The organism is Streptomyces sp. NPDC016851, from assembly GCF_055562795.1.
This window is the reverse complement of record NZ_JBVHEP010000043.1, coordinates 31,437-47,769: the sequence shown is the minus strand read 5'-3', so window position 1 is coordinate 47,769 and position 16,333 is coordinate 31,437. Positions and strand designations below refer to the sequence as shown.

Annotated in this window: 14 protein-coding genes; 2 read left to right on the top strand and 12 right to left on the bottom strand. The window is 70.0% G+C overall.

What is annotated here, in order from left to right; translation table 11 throughout:
* Positions 1–97: 97 nt before the first annotated feature.
* The 6 genes from ACZ3I3_RS40135 to ACZ3I3_RS40110 form a co-directional block, all read right to left on the bottom strand.
* Entirely contained in the window at positions 98–1,348 is a 1,251-nt protein-coding gene (locus ACZ3I3_RS40135; protein WP_467372759.1) for a glucarate dehydratase family protein, read from the bottom strand.
* Complete coding sequence (locus ACZ3I3_RS40130) at positions 1,345–2,253, bottom strand: 5-dehydro-4-deoxyglucarate dehydratase (RefSeq protein ID WP_467372758.1); 909 nt, start codon at positions 2,251–2,253, stop codon at positions 1,345–1,347. Before ACZ3I3_RS40130 ends, ACZ3I3_RS40135 begins: the two co-directional genes overlap by 4 nt.
* A gap of 28 nt (positions 2,254–2,281) precedes the next feature.
* Positions 2,282–3,226 (bottom strand): carbohydrate ABC transporter permease, encoded by a 945-nt coding sequence (locus ACZ3I3_RS40125; RefSeq protein WP_467372757.1) that lies wholly within the window; start codon positions 3,224–3,226, stop codon positions 2,282–2,284.
* On the bottom strand, positions 3,223–4,152 hold the full coding sequence (locus ACZ3I3_RS40120; RefSeq protein WP_467372756.1) for a carbohydrate ABC transporter permease: 930 nt from the start codon (positions 4,150–4,152) through the stop codon (positions 3,223–3,225). The genes ACZ3I3_RS40125 and ACZ3I3_RS40120 overlap by 4 nt, the downstream gene beginning before the upstream one ends.
* A complete protein-coding gene (locus ACZ3I3_RS40115; protein ID WP_467372755.1) occupies positions 4,149–5,468 on the bottom strand; it encodes an ABC transporter substrate-binding protein in 1,320 nt (439 codons plus the stop codon). The genes ACZ3I3_RS40120 and ACZ3I3_RS40115 overlap by 4 nt, the downstream gene beginning before the upstream one ends.
* A 221-nt stretch (positions 5,469–5,689) precedes the next feature.
* On the bottom strand, positions 5,690–6,082 hold the full coding sequence (locus ACZ3I3_RS40110; protein WP_467372753.1) for a DUF5997 family protein: 393 nt from the start codon (positions 6,080–6,082) through the stop codon (positions 5,690–5,692).
* A 448-nt stretch (positions 6,083–6,530) separates the two neighbouring features.
* Between ACZ3I3_RS40110 and ACZ3I3_RS40105 the strand changes: the two genes are divergently transcribed.
* Positions 6,531–7,307, top strand: coding sequence for a LysR family transcriptional regulator substrate-binding protein (locus ACZ3I3_RS40105; RefSeq protein WP_467372752.1), 777 nt, complete (start codon positions 6,531–6,533; stop codon positions 7,305–7,307).
* Positions 7,308–7,330: 23 nt separating this feature from the next.
* Here ACZ3I3_RS40105 and ACZ3I3_RS40100 read toward each other — a convergent pair whose 3' ends face one another.
* The 6 genes from ACZ3I3_RS40100 to ACZ3I3_RS40075 all read right to left on the bottom strand — a co-directional run bounded on the left by ACZ3I3_RS40100 (position 7,331) and on the right by ACZ3I3_RS40075 (position 15,020).
* Positions 7,331–8,083, bottom strand: coding sequence for a DUF4142 domain-containing protein (locus tag ACZ3I3_RS40100; protein WP_467372750.1), 753 nt, complete (start codon positions 8,081–8,083; stop codon positions 7,331–7,333).
* 142 nt (positions 8,084–8,225) lie between these two features.
* Positions 8,226–11,057 (bottom strand): beta-L-arabinofuranosidase domain-containing protein, encoded by a 2,832-nt coding sequence (locus ACZ3I3_RS40095; RefSeq protein ID WP_467372748.1) that lies wholly within the window; start codon positions 11,055–11,057, stop codon positions 8,226–8,228.
* 120 nt (positions 11,058–11,177) lie between these two features.
* Positions 11,178–11,873 (bottom strand): HAD family hydrolase, encoded by a 696-nt coding sequence (locus ACZ3I3_RS40090; RefSeq protein WP_467372747.1) that lies wholly within the window; start codon positions 11,871–11,873, stop codon positions 11,178–11,180.
* A gap of 43 nt (positions 11,874–11,916) precedes the next feature.
* Positions 11,917–12,393: an Lrp/AsnC family transcriptional regulator gene (locus ACZ3I3_RS40085; protein ID WP_467372746.1), complete on the bottom strand. Its 477-nt coding sequence runs from the start codon at positions 12,391–12,393 to the stop codon at positions 11,917–11,919.
* A gap of 188 nt (positions 12,394–12,581) precedes the next feature.
* Positions 12,582–13,643, bottom strand: coding sequence for a phosphotransferase (locus ACZ3I3_RS40080; RefSeq protein ID WP_467372745.1), 1,062 nt, complete (start codon positions 13,641–13,643; stop codon positions 12,582–12,584).
* A 27-nt stretch (positions 13,644–13,670) separates the two neighbouring features.
* Positions 13,671–15,020 (bottom strand): aspartate aminotransferase family protein, encoded by a 1,350-nt coding sequence (locus ACZ3I3_RS40075; protein ID WP_467372744.1) that lies wholly within the window; start codon positions 15,018–15,020, stop codon positions 13,671–13,673.
* Between the two features lie 145 nt (positions 15,021–15,165).
* Here ACZ3I3_RS40075 and ACZ3I3_RS40070 point away from each other — a divergent pair, with 145 nt between their 5' ends.
* Complete coding sequence (locus ACZ3I3_RS40070) at positions 15,166–16,332, top strand: ROK family transcriptional regulator (RefSeq protein ID WP_467372743.1); 1,167 nt, start codon at positions 15,166–15,168, stop codon at positions 16,330–16,332.
* Position 16,333 lies beyond the last annotated feature (1 nt).

Sequence of the window (16,333 nt, the reverse complement as noted above, 5' to 3'; positions counted from 1 at the left end):
ACCCGCCCCACTATCTTGTGGTGCGTTTTTTTGTCTCGTTTCTCCATTTGCCGCTGGGGGGCGCGCCGGCGCGGGCGCCGGCCCGCACGCCCGTTGTTCACCAGCGGGGCAGCCGCAGCTCGTACTCCGGCTGGATCCGCCGCATGTAACCGGTGTCGTCCCGGCCGCGCATCCCGGAGTCGACGTACCGCCGGTGCAGCTGCTCCAGCTTGTCGTGGTCGAGCTCGACGCCCAGCCCCGGCCCGGTCGGCACCCGGACCTCTCCGTCGCGCAGCTCCAGCACGCCCGGCACGATCACGTCGTCCGCCGAGTTCCACGGGTAGTGCGTGTCGCAGGAGTGGTCGAGGTTGGGGATGGCCGCGGCGACATGGGTCATCGCGGCGAGGCTGATGCCCAGGTGCGAGTTGGAGTGCATCGACAGGGCGAGCCCGAACGCCTCGCACACGGCGGCCAGTTCCCGGGTCCGGCGCAGCCCGCCCCAGTAGTGGTGGTCGGTGAGCAGGACCTGGATGGCGTTCTGCTCGACGGCCGGCTTCAGGTGCTCCCAGGCGATCACGCACATGTTGGTCGCGAGCGGCATGGGGGAGTCCTTCGCCACCTCGGCCATGCCCTCGATGCCCTTGGTCGGGTCCTCCAAGTACTCCAGTACACCGTCGAGTTCACGGGCTACATACTTGGATGTCCCCACCGTCCACGCCACGTTCGGGTCCAGTCGCAGCGGCTGCCCGGGGAAGGCATCGGCCAGCGCCCGGATCGCGGCGATCTCCTCGTCGGGCGGGAACACACCGCCCTTGAGCTTGAACGACCTGAAGCCGTACCGCTCCTGCATCAGCCGGGCCTGCTCCACGATCCCGGCCGGGTCGAGGGCCTCGCCCCAGTCGTCGGCGATGGCCGCACGGCCGTCGAGCGCGGGGTGCTCGGCCCACTTGTAGAACAGGTACGCGGCGAACGGCACCGAGTCGCGCACCCTGCCGCCCAGCAGATCGCTGACCGGACGGCCGAGCAGCTTGCCCTGCGCGTCGAGACAGGCCACCTCCACCGCCGAGGTGGTCCAGCCGCGTTCGTGGGAGCTGGGCACGGTCGGCAGCAGGGCCGAGTCGATAGCGGCGGCGACGGCGGTCGTGTCGAAGACGTCCATGCCGGCCACCACCTTGGCCGCGGACTGCAGCCGCTCCAGCCGGGCGGTGCCGCCCGGGGATTCGCCGAGCCCCACCGTGCCGTCCTCCAGCACGAGTTGGAGGATGATTCGCAGGGCGAGCGGCTCGTGCACGCCGTTGGAGTTGAGCAGCGGCGGGTCCCCGAAGGCGATCGGGGTGACGATGAGCTCCCGGATGCGTGTCTGGCTCATGCGCCGACCACCTCCAGACCGCGGTCGATGAGTTTGGACAGCCGGGCGATGTGCTCCGGCGCCGGATCCAGCAGCGGAGCCCGTACGCCGCCGACGTCCAGGCCGCGCAGCGTCACCCCGGCCTTGACGAGCGACACGGCATACCCGGGGACCTCGTCGCGCAGGGCGACCAGCGGGCCGTAGAACTCGTCTAGGAGCCGCGAGACCAGCGCCTCGTCGCCCTCGGCGAGGGCTCGGTGGAAGGCCAGGGCGATCTCCGGGGCGAAGGCGAACACCGCCGAGGAGTACAGCTCGACGCCGATGCCCCGGTAGGCGGGCGCCGTCATCTCGGCGGTGGGCAGGCCGTTGAAGAACTGGAAGTCCTCCGTGCCCGGCACGGCACGCACCGCGCGGACGACGCGGTGCATCCGCTCGATGTCCCCGATGCCGTCCTTGAGTCCGACGACGCCGGGCAGGGCGGCGATCTCGGCGGCCGTGTCCTCGGTGAGCCGGGCGGTGCCGCGCTGGTAGAAGACGACGGGCAGCGCGGTGGCGGCGGTGACTTCCCGGACGTAGCGCACCAGGCCCTGCTGCGGGGCGCCGACCAGGTAGGGCGGCAGCAGCAGGATGCCGTCGGCGCCGGCGCGCTCGACGCGGGCGGCCTGGTCCCGGGCGACCGGCACGGGACCGCCGGCGGCGGCGAAGACGGGGACGCGCCCGGCCGTGGTCCGCACCGCGACCCGGGTGGCCCGCTCGATCTCCTCGGCCGACAGGGCGTGGAACTCGCCGGTGCCGCAGGCGACGAAGACACCTCCCGCGCCCGCGGCGACACCCGACTCGATGTGCTGGGCCAGCCGTTCCTCGTCCAGTGAACCGTCCGCCGCGAACGGCGTGACCGGGAAGAACAGCACTCCGTGGAACTTCATGTCTCCCTCATATGTGGGGGGTGGGTGGTCAGCCCTTGGTGGCACCGGCGGCGATGCCGGTGACCAGCGAGCGCTGGAGGAGCAGATAGACGATCAGGCTGGGGATCAGGGCGATCACCGCACCGGCCAGCACCACGCCCGAGCCGACCTCGGGGTCGGTGCGCAGGATGGACAAGGCGACGGTGACCGTGTAGTCGGTGGGGTCCTTGGCGGCGATCAGGGGCAGCAGGTACTGGTCCCAGATCATGATGAAGCCGAGCACCCCGGCCACGCCGAGCGCGGGCTTGCACAGCGGCAGGATGACCTGCCACAGCATGCGCAGCTCACCGACGCCGTCGATGCGGGCGGCCTCCTCGATCTCGGCGGGGATGTCCTTCATGAACTCGGTGAGCACCATCACCGAGAAGCCCCAGGCGCCGAGCGGCAGGATGACGCCCCAGACGGTGCCCTTCAGATCGAGTCCGACCACGGGCACATGGCCGAGGACCAGGGACAGCGGGATGGCGATGACCTCCTCGGGGAGCATCATCGTCAGCATGAACAGGGTCAGGATCAGCGCCTGCCCTCGGAACTTGTGCCGGGCCAGGGCGTACGCGGCGAGCGTGCAGACGACGAGCTGGAGCAGCAGTCCGCCGCCCGCGATGACCAGGGAGTTGCCGAAGTAGTCCCAGATGCCGCGCTCGCCCGCCACCTCGAAGTTCAGCAGGCTCGGGTGGTGGGGGAGGAACGACAGGGTCGAACCACTGGCCTTCTCGCTGAACGAACCGGAGAAGACCGTCACGAACGGCGCCGCGAAGACGCCCAGGGCGAGTACGCAGAGCAGGACGCGCAGCGCCCAGGCGAGGCCCGGCCGGTCGCTCCAGCCGAGGGCGGTGTCGAAACGGGCGGGGGTGGTGCGCTGCTTCCCGGCGGACTTCCCCGCTGGAGAGGCGGTCACCGGGGTCCGGACGGGGTCGATGGCGGGCGCGCTCATCTCACGTCTCCCCTCTTGCGGAAGTAGTTGACCGTGACGGTGAGCAGCAGCGTCACGCAGAGCAGGAGCACGGAGGCGGCCGAGGCGCCGCCGATGTCGTTGCGGGAGAAGCCGAGGGTGTAGGCGCGGGTCATCCAGACGTCGGTCGACCCGGCCGGACCGCCGCCGGTGAGGACGTACACCTCGGTGAAGACGCGCAGTCCGCGGATGGCGGCGAGGGTGAGGACGATGCCGAGGGCCGGGCGGATCGCGGGCAGGGTGATGTGCCGCAGCCGCTGCCACAGCGACACCCCGTCCATCGCGGCGGCCTCGTACAGCGAGCGGTCCACGCCCGCCAGCCCGGCGAGGATGATCACCATGTTGTACGGGGCGAGCATCCAGATGCCCATGGCCATCGTCGCCCACAGCGCCGTGTCGGGGTTGTCGAGGTAGGGCACGGGCCCCAGACCGAAGAGCCCGAGACCGCTGTTGATGAGGCCGTCGGAGGTCGGGTAGTACATCAGCCGCCACATCTCGCCGACCACCGCGGTGGCGGTGACGACGGGCAGGAAGACGGCGGTCCGGATGATCCGCAGCGAGCGCGCCTGGCCTTCGAGCAGCAGGGCCAACAGGACGCCGGCGACGATGCCGCCGAGGGACATGCCGATGCCCAGGACCAGTGTGTGGCCGATCGCGTCCTGGAAACGGTGGTCGGTCAGGACCCGTGTGTAGTTGTCGAGGCCGACCCACTGGTCACCGAGGAAGGGCCGCACGTCGAAGAAGCTGAGCCAGACGCCCTTGCCCATGGGGAGGAACTTGAAGACCAGCGCGAGCAGCAGACCCGGCGCGAGGAACAGCCAGGGCAGTACGGCCTTCTTGCCGAGTGCGGTTTTCTTGCTGAGGAGCCGGGCTCTGCGCGGCCCGGGTGTCGTCACGGTCGCGGTCATTTCAACAGGTCCTGGTCCTTGAGGTCACCGGCGAGGGTGTCGTTGAGTTCCTTGAGACCGGCCTCGACGTCGCTGCCGCAGTACGTGAAGATCGCGTTGAGCGCGTCGGCGGTGTCCTGCTTGACCGGTGCGAAGTCGGGCGCGTTGGGGAACTGCACGGAGGCCGTCTCGTAGGCCTTCTGCACCACGCTCCAGCGCGGATCGTCGCGCACCTCGGCCGCGTCCAGCGTGGAGTTGACGGGGATGCGCACGACGGGCTGGTGGTCGCCGGTCATGGCGAGCGTCTGGCCCTCGGGGGAGATCAGGAAGGCCGCGAGTGTCTGCTCCAGCCTGGCCTTCCCGGTCTTCGCGCCGAAGTAGACGTTCTCGCCGTCGGCGAGCACGTCGTTGTTGCCGGCCGGGCCCGACGGAGCGGGCAGGACCTCGTACTTGTCCTTGCCGAGCGCCTTGTCGAACGTGGAGATGTTGTACGGGCCGGTGAGGTACATCCCGGCGTTGCCGTCCTGGAAGTTGGTGGTGTTCGCGGTGACGGAGGTGAGGGCGCTGGGCTGGATGACACCGTTGTCACCGCAGAAGAGGTTGTCCTTCATCCAGGTGACGGTGCGCAGGGCGGCCGCCGAGTCCATGGCGGGCCGGTAGCCGGTGCCGTCCTTCTCGATGATCCGCACGCCGCCCTGCCACAGCCAGCTGGCGCCCCACCAGGCGACATAGCCGTTCTGTGCGCTGCCGGGCACGACCATGCCGTACGTGTCCTTCTTGCCGTCCCCGTCGGGGTCGCGGGTGGCGAAGGCCTTGGCGAGGGCGAGCGTGTCCTGCCAGGTCTTCGGCTGCGGCAGGCCGAGCTTCTCGCGCCAGTCCTTGCGGACGAACAGCGTCATGGCCTGACGGGAGTACGGGATGCCGTAGTGCTTGCCGTCGCGGCCCACGGTGGACGACCAGGACTGGGCGGTGAGCTCGTCGTGTCCGGCGATCGAGGCCGGGGTGATGGGCTTGAGCAGGCCCTGCGCCTGGTAACTGCCCATCAGGGCCGTGTCGTTGATCATGACGTCCGGCAGGTCCTTGGTGGACGCCCGGCTCTGCAACTGCTGGTCGAAGTTCATGACCGGCTGGTAGTCGATCTTGATGCCGGTCTTCCTGGTGAAGGCGGCGAACACCCTCTTGTAGGTCTGGGCGGAGTCCGGATCGCTCCGGGTCCACACCTCCAGTGTGTTCGGATCGCCGGCCCGGGCGCTGCCGGAACCGGAGCCGCAGGCGGCCGTTCCGAACAGGAGACCCGAGACGGCGAGCGCGGCAGCCAGGCGTCGGCGATCCCGCATAGATGGCTCCGTTGTCAGTTCATATCCGTGAACCAACTTCACGAATCTAAATGATCGGCCAAGCTAGGATCGTTTCACCACCATGTCAATACATGGCTGAAATATTTCACCGAGGTCACACGAGCCCCCACGAGGCCTCATGAGGCCGTGCGCGGACCCGGAGAACGACAGCGGCCCCAACCGGATGGACCGGTTGGGGCCGTGTGAGAGAAGGTTCGAGGTCAGCCGCGCTGCTCGGCGCGCTCGGCGTTCTTCTTCTTGAGGCGGGCCGCCTCCTTGCGGACCTCCGCCTGGGTGGCGCGCTCCCGCTTCAGCCACTCGGGGCTCTGCTGCTTCAGCGTCTCGATCTGTTCGGTGGTGAGGGCCTCGGTGACACCGCCGCGGGCGAGACCCGCGATGGAGACGCCGAGCTTCGCCGCGACCACCGGGCGGGGGTGCGGGCCGTTGCTCCGCAGGTCCTGAAGCCACTGCGGCGGGTTCGCCTGCAGCTCGTTCAGCTCGGCGCGCGAGACGGCACCCTCCCGGAACTCGGCGGGTGTGGCCTCGAGGTACACACCCAGCTTCTTCGCCGCGGTCGCGGGCTTCATGGTCTGGGTGCTCTGGTGCGACGTCATGCCGTCCAGCGTATCGAGCGCGTGCACGACCGCCGACCACGGCCGGTGACTACGCCCGCTGACTTCGGCCCCTCGCCCCGGCCGTCGACTCCGCCCGCTGGCTCCGCCCGCTCGCCCCGGCCGCTGGCTCCGCCCGCTCGCTCCGGCCGCTGGCTCTGCCCGCTGGCTCTGCCCGCTCGCTCCGGCCGCTGGCTCTGCCCGCTGGCTCTGCCCGCTCGCTCCGGGCGCTGGCTCTGCCCGCTGGCTCCGCCCGCTCGTCCCGGCCGCTGGCTCCGCCCGCTCGTCCCAGCTGTCGACCCCAGCCGCTGGCCCCACCCGCTCGCCCCGACTGTCGCCCCCGGCCGCTCGCCACAGCCGCTGACCCCGGCCGCTCGCCACAGCCGCTGACCCCGGCCGCTCGCCACAGCCGCTGACCACGGCTGCTCGCCCCGGCCGGTAACCTGGCCGGGTGACAGGCTCGGATGAATCCCCCTCGTTCCGGCTCGTGTACGTCCCCGGGGTGATGCCCGACAAGTGGGTGCGCATCTGGAACGAGCGGCAGCCCGATGTCCCGCTGGCCCTGACGCAGGTGCCCGCCGGGGCGGCGGCCGGGCAGCTGCTGGGCGGGGACGCCGACGCGGGCCTCGTACGCCTTCCCGTCGACCGGACGGTCTTCAGCGCGATCCCCCTCTACACCGAGCAGACGGTCGTCGTCGTGCCCCAGGACCACCTGGTCACGGCGGTCGACGAGGTGTCCCCGGAGGATCTGTCCGACGACATCGTGCTGCACCCCCTCGACGACGTCCTCGACTGGGAGAACCTCCCCGGACGGCCCGCCTTGGAACGCCCCGCCACCACGGCCGACGCCGTCGAACTGGTCGCTGCGGGGATCGGCGTGCTCGTCGTCCCCCTGTCGCTCGCCCGCCTCCACCACCGCAAGGACCTCACCCACCGTCCCCTCAAGGACGCCCCCGAGTCGAGCGTGGCCCTGGCCTGGCCCGAGGACGCGACGACGGACCTGGTGGAGGACTTCATCGGCATCGTCCGCGGCCGCACGGCCAACAGCACCCGGGGCCGCCGGCAGCCTCAGGCGCAGGAGAAGCCCCAGCGCGACGACCGCCGCAAGCAGCCGGCCAGGCCGGCGGGCGCGAACCGACGCGGCTCCTCCGGCGGCACCCCCAAGGGCGGCAAGGGCGGCAAGAACAGCAGGAGCGGCAAGCAGGGCAAGCCCCGCCGCCGCTCCTGATCACGAGCCCTCAGGGAGTCTCGCTACCCCGCCGAAGGAGACGGCTGGATCGCGTTCGGAGCCTCCGTGCGCAGGTCCTCCAGCTCCTTGGGGATGTTCAGCGTCAGCACCGGAGACCCAGGCTGCGGGGGCGGCGGCGTGGTCTGCTCCTCCGGCATCTTGGGCGGGCTGGTCTGCTGGAGGTTGACCTGCTCGTGATTGACCAGGCCGGTCTTCTCCAGGATCGTGATGTGGTCCAGCACCGTGGAGTTGGCCTGGTCGGCGAGCTGACGCACCAGCGTGTTCCGCGTGTTGGCGCGGATCTTGGCGATCGTCGAGAAGATCTGGCCGTGGGTGACCCGCATGATGGTCACCGCGGTCGAGTCGAACTCCTGGCCCTGGGCGCCCTCCACCGTCGCCACGAACTGCTGCTGCTGGGGCGAGGCCTGGTTGGGCAGCGTGATGCCCAGCTCGGGGGCGACCTTGCGGCAGGCCGCGTCCAGCCGCCCGTGTCCGACGACGAGGTGCTCGCCGGCCTCCTTCATCGCGGCCGACCCTCCGCGCTGCATCACGATCAGACCGAGGGGGTGCTCCCACAGCCCGGCCGCGCGCACCTTCACCACGAAGTCGCGGTCCGCCTCGGTCAGCGGACCGTACTGGGTGTTGGCGATGATGCGGTCCTGGCCGGAAGCCGTGTTCTGCACGCCCAGCATGCTCGGGTAGGCGAGCGCGGTGAGCGTAAGGATCAACGCACCGCCCACGAACGCGGTTCCTGCCGTGCTGCGCGAGATGCGCATCGTGCCTCCTGGGATATGAACGGCCCAACGCCAGGAGGTACGGATGCCAGGGGCGAAACAATCACCCGTGCCGCGAAAAATTTTGTGAACCGGCCGGGCCCGGTGCCGAGGGCGGTACGGCACCGGACCCGGCCGGAAACGCTCAGGACTGGTACGAGGCCGCGCCCGCCGTGCTCACCACCTTGTCGCCGTCCGTCCTGCTCAGCAGCCCGGCCTTCACCCACGCGTCCACCGTGGACCGCACCCGCGCGACCAGCGCCCCCTTGTTCCGGAACGGCGCCCCCGCCCAGACCTCGTCCAGCAGCGTGGTGCCGTCCGGCTTCGCCGGGTTGGCGACGCCCGAGTCCCGGCCGCCGAAGACGACCTTCGGCTCCGAGCGCCGGAAGTAGGCGTGCGTCGGATCCTCCGTCCCCTCGAAGAACGGCGCCCACTCGGTCCCGTCCAGCGTGAAGTGCAGCGGCTTGCCCGGAACCGGAGTGAGGGAGTGCGACAGATCGCCGGACAGCCCGGCATCGCGGTACAGCCCGACCTTCAGGTACTCCGTGTCGGCGTCGCGGGCGACCAGGTTGACCGGGCCGTGGAACAGCGTTTGCAGCGACGGGTCGTCGAGGGCCTTCTCCACCCGCGTCCGGAACGGCAGTGCGATGCGGACGGTGTCGCCGGCCCGCCAGGTCCGGGACACGTCGAAGTAGCTCCCGGGCTTCGGAGTCCCGGACACCGCACGCCCGTTGACGGTCACCCGGAACCCGGCCGTCGCCCACGACGGCACCCGCAGCCGCAGCGTGAAGGAGGCCCGGCGGCCCCCGAAGGCCAGCGTGCTGCCCTGCTCCTGCGGATAGCGGGTGGTCTGCGTGACCGTGACGCCCTTCTCGGCCCAGGTCAGCGTGGACGGGCTGTACAGGTTGACGTAGAGCGCGCTGCCGTCGGCCTTCGCGAAGTACACCGAGTCCTGGTACTTCGTATGGCTCTCCATGCCGGTGCCCTCGCAGCAGGTCGTGCCCTGCTTGGGCGTGTAGTCCCGGACATGACCGGGCGTCAGCCCGATGAAGTACGTGACGAGCGGCTTCTCCGCGTCCGGCTTGTCCTGCTTCGAGCCGAGCACCTGGTTGTACAGGGCCCGCTCGTAGTAGTCCATGTACTTCGGGTCCTGCTCGTGGAAGAACAGGGCCCGGCTCAGCTTGAGCATGTTGTACGCGCAGCAGGTCTCGGCGGTGGCCCCGCCGATGGTGCCCGCGATCACGTCCCGGGCCTTCCAGAACTCCCCGGTGCTGGTACCGCCGATGCCGTACATGCGGTGCGGTACCACCATGTCCCAGAAGTTCTTCGCCGCCGTCAGGTAGCGCTCCTCGCCCGTCTCGTCGTACAGCCGCACATAGCCGGTGAAGATCGGGATGTGCTGGTTGGCGTGCAGCCCGTCGAGGATGTCGGTGTTCGCCGCGCACGCGTCGATCAGCCGGTCCAGGTCGAACAGCTTGGCCAGCGAGAGGTGTTCGGCCTTGCCGGTGATCGTGTGCAGGTCGCAGATCGCCTCGACGATGCCGCCGAACTCGCCGCTGGAGAAGATTCCCCACATGCGCTGCAGCGTGGACTCGGGCAGCTTGGACAGCCGGGAGTACATCCAGTCGCACATGCCGGACGCGAGGTCGAGGGCCCGTTCGTCGTCGGTGGCGGTGTACGCGTCGAGCAGCCCCCTGAGGATCTTGTGCGCGGTGTAGTACGGCGCCCACACCTTGGTGTAGTCGGAGCTGGTTCTCGATTCCAGGTCGATGAACTGCGTCTCCGGGTACGCCGCGAGGAACCCGGGGTGGCTCGGCCCGCCCCAGGTGCGGCGCAGGGTGGCGGTCAGGTCCCGGCCGGAGGCGTCCGCGAACGTCCCGCCCGCGCTCTCGTCGAAGGCGTACGACGCCAGATCGCCCCGGCCCGTCGAGGCGTCGGCGGCCCGGCGGCTGAGCAGCTCGGTGATCTCGGCGGCGGTCAGTGCCCGCGAGAAGACGTTGAACTCCTCGTAGGCGCCCGCGAAGACCGGGTCGGCGGAGTAGTTCGAGCGGCCCAGCCAGTTGTTCTTCAGCGTGCCGAGGGCCGCCGGGGTGAGGCTCATCGCGGTGTTCCGCGCGACGGCGGTGCCGTTGACGTAGAGCGTGCCCGTGCCGCCCGCGATCGTCACCGCCAAGTGGCTCCACTGGTTCAGCGGCAGCGCGGCCGTGCCGTTCAGGGCCTGCTCGCCGCCGGCGCCCGACGTGGTGATGGCGAAGCGTGGCACCCCGGCCTGGTTGCGGGCGGCCAGATACAGGTAACGGGTGGTGTCGTCGCCGAAGTCGAAGACGCGGGCCCAGTCGGCGTCGTGCGTGGGACGCACCCAGACGGAGAGGGTGATCGCCGAAGCGCCGCCGAGCACGGCCGCCGGCAGATCCACGTACTGGTAGGAGCCCCGCACCTGATCCGCGCCGGTCCCGAACTTCCCTGGGACGCTCAGCACCGCCGGGTCCCGCCGCAGCGCGGCGCGCACCTCGGTCAGCGCCCCGACCATGGTGCCGATCCGGTCGGCGAACACCGGTTCCCTCGTGCCGCGGTACGCCTGCGCCAGCATGGTCAGGAAGTGGCCGGTGTAGTGCCCCCGCAGGTTGCCGTTGGCCTCACCGTCCAGCCCCTCCCAGCCACCGGGGGCGACCGCGCCGCCGGTGGAGAGACCGGCGTTGGCACGGAACACCTGCAGCAGCCGGTTCACGTCGTAGCCGCGGGCGTGGTCCAGCATCAGCTGCCGCTTGTCGGCGAAGAGGCCCCGGCCGAGACTGACCTCCTCCAGATCGAAGGGCCGGACGGTCCAGGCGGACGGGACGTCCATGGCTGCCGCCGCGACGGCCGCGGCCGCGGGAGCCGCCGTGGCCCGCCCGGCCGTCGTCTCGGAGAGCGCGGGCGCGGCAGCGGCGATCGCCGCTGCCTGAAGAAGGGTCCTTCTGGAGAGGGGCCGTGCCATGTGTGCTCCTCCAAGAGTCCACGATACTCGGCATGATCGATATATCGAACACCGTGCGGATGATCGACCAGACCCTAGGGAGGGGACGGGGGAGCGTCAACGGGGCGGGAGGGGTGAAGTTCAGGAAAGGCCGACGGAGTTCAGGAGCCATTCGTACGCGGCTCGTGCCGTGAACTCCTCCTGCCCGCCCCGCAGGAGCAGACCCGCGGTGGCGAACTCCGGCGCGTCCGCCTGCGCCGGGACGTACGGGATCGCGATGCACCGCATCCCCGCCGCGTGCGCGGCGGCGGCGCCCGGGGCGGCGTCCTCCAGGACCACGCAGGCCGCCGGGTCCGCCCCGAGCCGGCGGGCCGCCTCCAGGAAGACGTCGGGGGCTGGCTTGCCGTGCGCGACCTCGTCCGCCGAGACGACCGTCCGCAGATGGGCGTCCAGGCCCGTGCCCGCCAGGACCGCCTCGATGGCCTCGGGCGAGGACCCCGAGGCCACGGCCATCGGCACGCCTGCGGCCGCCAGCAGCTCGACGAACGCGCGCATTTCGGGGTACGCGCGCGTGGACCCGCGGGCCAGTTCCAGATAGCGGCGGTTCTTGGCGGTGAACAGCTCCTCCACGGAGGCCCGCAGGCCGTACCGCCCGATCCAGTCCGCGACCGTCTCCTGCGTGCTGATGCCGACGTACCGCTCGTGGTCCGTCCAGCCGAAGTCGGTGACGCCGTGCTCGGCGAGGGTTTGCCGGCCCGCCTCGTAGTAGTTCGGCTCGCTGTCCACGAGCGTTCCGTCGAGATCGAAGATGACCGATATGCCGCCGAGCTTGTTCATGGTTCCAGCATGTCAAAGACCATGATCCGCAGACCGCCGGGGGTCAGGACCGGGTCGCCCGGCCGATCGACTCCACCAGCGGCAGCAGCCGGTGGGGGACGCGCTCGCGCAGCGCGATCTCGGTGCGGGTACGGACGACCCCGGGCAGGCTGATCAACTTCTGGACGACGTCCTCCAGATGCGCGTTGTCCCGCGCCACGACCCGCGTGAGCAGATCCCCGCCGCCCGTGATGGAGAAAGCCTCGACGATCTCGGGCACCGCCGCCAGCGCGTCGCCCACCTCGTCGAGATGGCCCTGGGTGACCTCGATGTGCACGAACGCGAGCACCGGATGCCCGAGCGCGGCGGGGGAGAGGGCCGGTGCCGTGCCGGTGATCACACCGTCGCGCTCCAGACGGTCGAGCCGGGCCTGCACCGTGCCCCGCGCGACGCCGAGGATACGGGCGTACTCACGCACGCTCGTGCGCGGCTGCTCCAGCAGCAACCGCAGGATGCGCGTGTCGAGCTCGTCCACGGCCATGCCACGCCCTCCTCGTCCGCCGGCCCTGCCACGGCCGCCCCGCGGCGGCTCCGGCTGTACCAATGGACCAGTCTAGAAGGGGCCTGCCGAGCCAGTGACGGCGGTGCGGGCCCGGCGGCCGGCGCGACGTCCGTGCAGCGGTGCCGTGCGGAACGGGCGTGCGCCATGTGTCAGATGCCGAGCATGTGTTACCTGAGGTGCGCGATGACGTCGTTCAGGCTTACGGCCAGAGCGCGCTCGATGTTGGTCCAGTCGTCCTTGGCGTGAGCGAGGAGGTACTCACGCCGTTCGGGTACGCGCTCCGCTCGCCAGTTCGCCAGAAGCGCGCGCAGGGCGAGGCGTGCCAGTGCGGCAACCGGGAGCAGGGGGAGTTCCGAGTCCTCGACCGGCCGCTCCCGCTGGTATCCCGCGACGAAGGCGCAGGCCTCCCGCCAGGGATGATCCGGCGTCCGGCCGAGCAGATTCGCCATGGGCACGGCGGGGTCGAAGATCACGGCGCTGCGCACGGTGTCGCCGAAGTCGATGACACCGGCGACGAAGTGATCGTCGCTCTTCGGATCCACCACGACGTTGTAAGGGCTGAAATCGCCGTGGATCACCTGTGTTTCGAGATCGCCCAGCCTCGGCACGACGGCTTCGTCGAACTTCGAGAAGACCTCTCGGGCCAATCGACGGTGCTCGGGGTTCGATGTGTACTGCACCAGGCCGGTCAGCTGGTGGAAGTGGCGGATGTCCCACACCAGACCGCGTCCGTCCGCGGGGTGCGTGAACCCCTTCAGCGCCACGTCGACCCGTCCCAGCATCGCGCCCGCCTTCGCGAGCTGCTCCGCGTCCGGGCTGGTCTGCGCCAGGACCGGACCCGCCACGAAGTCGAACACCCTCAGGATCCGTGTCCTGCCGTCGCTCAGCCGGATGGCCACGCTGTCGTGCCCGTCGGCGGTCAGCTTCACGCGCTGGACCGGCAGGTGCGGGGCAGTGCTTTCGAGGAAGCGCATCGCGGCGGTCTGCAGGGCGACCACCGCCTCGGGCTCGCCAGGTGGTGAGACCTTGACGAGGTGGTCGCTCGCCTCGGTCCGGAGCCTGAAGGTGTCGTCCTTCTCGGTCGCCAGTCGCCCGAGGCGTCCGTTGAGGCGGTAGTGCTTCTCGAGGAAGACGCTCACCAGCACCACGTCGATGGGCTCGTGGGACGATGTCAGGCCGCTCTCTTCGAGGAGCCGTTGGGCGAAGTCGGTGGCCGGTGAGGTGTTCACGGTCAGTCCCTTCGGGCCGGCAGCCTGCTACAGACGGTTCTTCGCGACCTCGGCGAAGGTCTCCAGGAACCGGGTCACGTCGGCGGAGTCGAAGGCCAGCGGGGGGCGGATCTTCAGGGTGCTCGCCGACTTGCCCGTTCCGCTGATCAGGATGCGGCGGTCGCGCATGTCGTTGATGACGTCTTCGGTACGCGCGCGGTCGGGCTCGAGGGTTCCCCGGTCCTTGACGATCTCCACGCCGACGTAGAGACCGGCGCCGCGGACTTCGGTGACGTAGGGCGAATCCTTGGTGATCTCCCGCAGGCCCGCGCGCAGAGCGTTGCCGTTCTCCAGGACGCGCTGCTGCACATTCTCCTTCTCGAAGACGTCCAGCACGGCGGCGCCGGCGGCCACGGGGATGGAGCTGCCGCCGAAGGTGTTGAAGTAGCGGACGCTGCGTCCGAACTCCTCGCTGACCTCGGGGCGGAAGACCACACCCGAGATCGGCAGGCCGTTGCCCATCGGCTTGCCCATGGTGACGATGTCCGGCAGTACGCCGTGGCGGCTGAAGCCCCACATCGAGTCCCCGAGCCGGGCGAAGCCCGACTGGACCTCGTCCGCGATGTAGACACCGCCGGCCGCGTGCACCTCCTCCACCACGGCCCGCAGGTAACCGGGGGGATCGGTGAAGATGCCGTCGCTGCTGTGGGCGCAGTCGGTGATCAGCGCCGCCAGCCGGTAGCCGTGGCGTTCGAGGTCGTCGATTGCGCCGCGCACCTGCTGCCTCATGTGCTCGTCGAGCGTGGATCCCGGCGCCACGAGGCGCGGGTCGGGCGCGTCGATGAGCCGGACGTTCGGGCCCAGCGGCGACCCCGCACCCAGGGTCGGTGAGAAGCTCGCGACCTCCCGGGTGATGCCGTGGTAGGCCCAGCGGGTGACGATGATGCCCTCGCCGCCCGTGTGGAACCGTGCCACGCGCACCGCCAGGTCGTTCGCCTCCGACCCGCTGCACGCGATGCTCAGCCTCGACAACTCCTCGGGGAAGGTCGCGAGGAGCCGCTCCGCATAGTCGACCAGGGCTTCCTGGACGTAGCGCGTGTTCGTGTTGACCGTGGCCACCTGGCGGGCAACGGCTTCGGCCACGTGAGGGTGGGCGTGCCCCACGCACGGAACGTTGTTGTAGGCGTCGAGGTAGTCGTTGCCGTCGCGGTCGATCAGGTGCGCCCCGTGACCGGAGACGAACTCGACGGGCTCCTTGTAGATGAGTGTGTAACCAGGACCCAGCACCTTGTTGCGGCGCCGGATTGTCTCCTGGAGGTGGTCGGGAAGCTCGCTCAGCACCGCCGGGTCGAACCGGTTGGGGTAGTTGGCGATCGCCTGGCTAAGTGTGGAAGTCATCTGCAGGCACACCTTCAGTCTTGTTTCTTCGAGGTCGCTCGCTGCTGTGGCTGAGAACATACCATCATTAGTTCCAGTTCCAGCCTGAAACAAAAAAGTTTTTGGTGCCCGGTACGACGCGGACCGGGCTCGCTATGGTCATCACGTGACCAACCCGACCTCACGCGACTACAACAAGGCATCGGTCCTGGACGTGGTCCTCTCCCACGCGCCCCTGACGCGGAACAGGCTCATCGAGCTGACGGGCCTGAGCAAGGCCACGGTGTCCAGAGCGGTCGAGGAGCTCCGCGCCGACGGCTTCGTCGTGGACGGCGGGGTCGACGATGTCACCGGACGCGGCCGCAGGTCCACCTATCTGGACCTGCCCCGCACGACCGGGCACGTGGTCGGGGTCAGCTTCGGCGCACAGACGACCGGTGTGCTGGTGACCGACCTGCGGGGCCGCGAGATCCGGCAGGTGACGGTGCCCACCGCCGACCACCAGGAGGTCACGGACGCCGCGCGGTGGCTGGTCGACCTGATCGAGCAGGCCGCCGAGTCCGCGCGGGGCCCCCTGCGCCAGATCGTCGTCGCGGTCCCCGGTCGGGTCCGTCACGGTACGGAGATCTTCGGCCCCGCCGAGTCGATGAAGATCTTCGCGGGTTCCGGCCTCCACCGGGCCATCGAGGGCCTGGTCGAGGCGCCCGTGCTCCTCGACAGCGATGCCAACGCGTCGCTGCGCGCGATCCTCACCGACGACGCCACCGTCACCAACGCCGCGCTGTTCAGCCTCAGCACCATACTCAACTTCGCCGGCTGCACGGATCGTGAGCTCGCCCGGGGGAGGACGCCCGCCTTCGGCGACATCGGTGTGCTCTCCTCCGGGGTCGGTGACGAGAGCCTCGACGAGTTGCTGAGCACACGTGGCCTCCTGCGATTCGCCCGCAAGCGGGGGCTGGACCTGGAGCGGGTGGAGAACCTCTGGGAGGAGCCGCACGGCGAGACGCCGCGTGCCGAGGTGCTGGAGGCCTTCACCACGGCGATCGTGACGGCCGTCAGCGTCGTGGCCGTGACGCTGGACCCGGAGTCGCTCTACTTCGTCGGCCGTCTGCGTCCGCTCGTCGACGAGGTGCTTCCCGAGGTGCGCGGACGACTCGAGCGGAGCCTTCCGGCGGTCCCGGAGATCAGGACCGTGCCACATCTGATCGGGGTCTCGACCGCGCAAGGGGCGGTCTACGCGTGTCTGGCGATGGCCCAGGAAAGGTTGCACGAGGCGGTGCTGGGGGCGCGCCGCCAGGGTCAGGCCGCCGAGCAGTCCCCACCGGCCTTCTGAG

What these genes read in the sequence shown, in the direction of transcription:
- ACZ3I3_RS40100 (WP_467372750.1), bottom strand. Translation starts at nt 8,083, where the DNA reads ATGCGCATCTCGCGCAGCACGGCAGGAACCGCGTTCGTGGGCGGTGCG.
- ACZ3I3_RS40120 (WP_467372756.1), bottom strand. Translation starts at nt 4,152, where the DNA reads ATGACCGCGACCGTGACGACACCCGGGCCGCGCAGAGCCCGGCTCCTC.
- ACZ3I3_RS40135 (WP_467372759.1), bottom strand. Translation starts at nt 1,348, where the DNA reads ATGAGCCAGACACGCATCCGGGAGCTCATCGTCACCCCGATCGCCTTC.
- ACZ3I3_RS40115 (WP_467372755.1), bottom strand. Translation starts at nt 5,468, where the DNA reads ATGCGGGATCGCCGACGCCTGGCTGCCGCGCTCGCCGTCTCGGGTCTC.
- ACZ3I3_RS40075 (WP_467372744.1), bottom strand. Translation starts at nt 15,020, where the DNA reads ATGACTTCCACACTTAGCCAGGCGATCGCCAACTACCCCAACCGGTTC.
- ACZ3I3_RS40125 (WP_467372757.1), bottom strand. Translation starts at nt 3,226, where the DNA reads ATGAGCGCGCCCGCCATCGACCCCGTCCGGACCCCGGTGACCGCCTCT.
- ACZ3I3_RS40090 (WP_467372747.1), bottom strand. Translation starts at nt 11,873, where the DNA reads ATGAACAAGCTCGGCGGCATATCGGTCATCTTCGATCTCGACGGAACG.
- ACZ3I3_RS40085 (WP_467372746.1), bottom strand. Translation starts at nt 12,393, where the DNA reads ATGGCCGTGGACGAGCTCGACACGCGCATCCTGCGGTTGCTGCTGGAG.
- ACZ3I3_RS40095 (WP_467372748.1), bottom strand. Translation starts at nt 11,057, where the DNA reads ATGGCACGGCCCCTCTCCAGAAGGACCCTTCTTCAGGCAGCGGCGATC.
- ACZ3I3_RS40130 (WP_467372758.1), bottom strand. Translation starts at nt 2,253, where the DNA reads ATGAAGTTCCACGGAGTGCTGTTCTTCCCGGTCACGCCGTTCGCGGCG.
- ACZ3I3_RS40110 (WP_467372753.1), bottom strand. Translation starts at nt 6,082, where the DNA reads ATGACGTCGCACCAGAGCACCCAGACCATGAAGCCCGCGACCGCGGCG.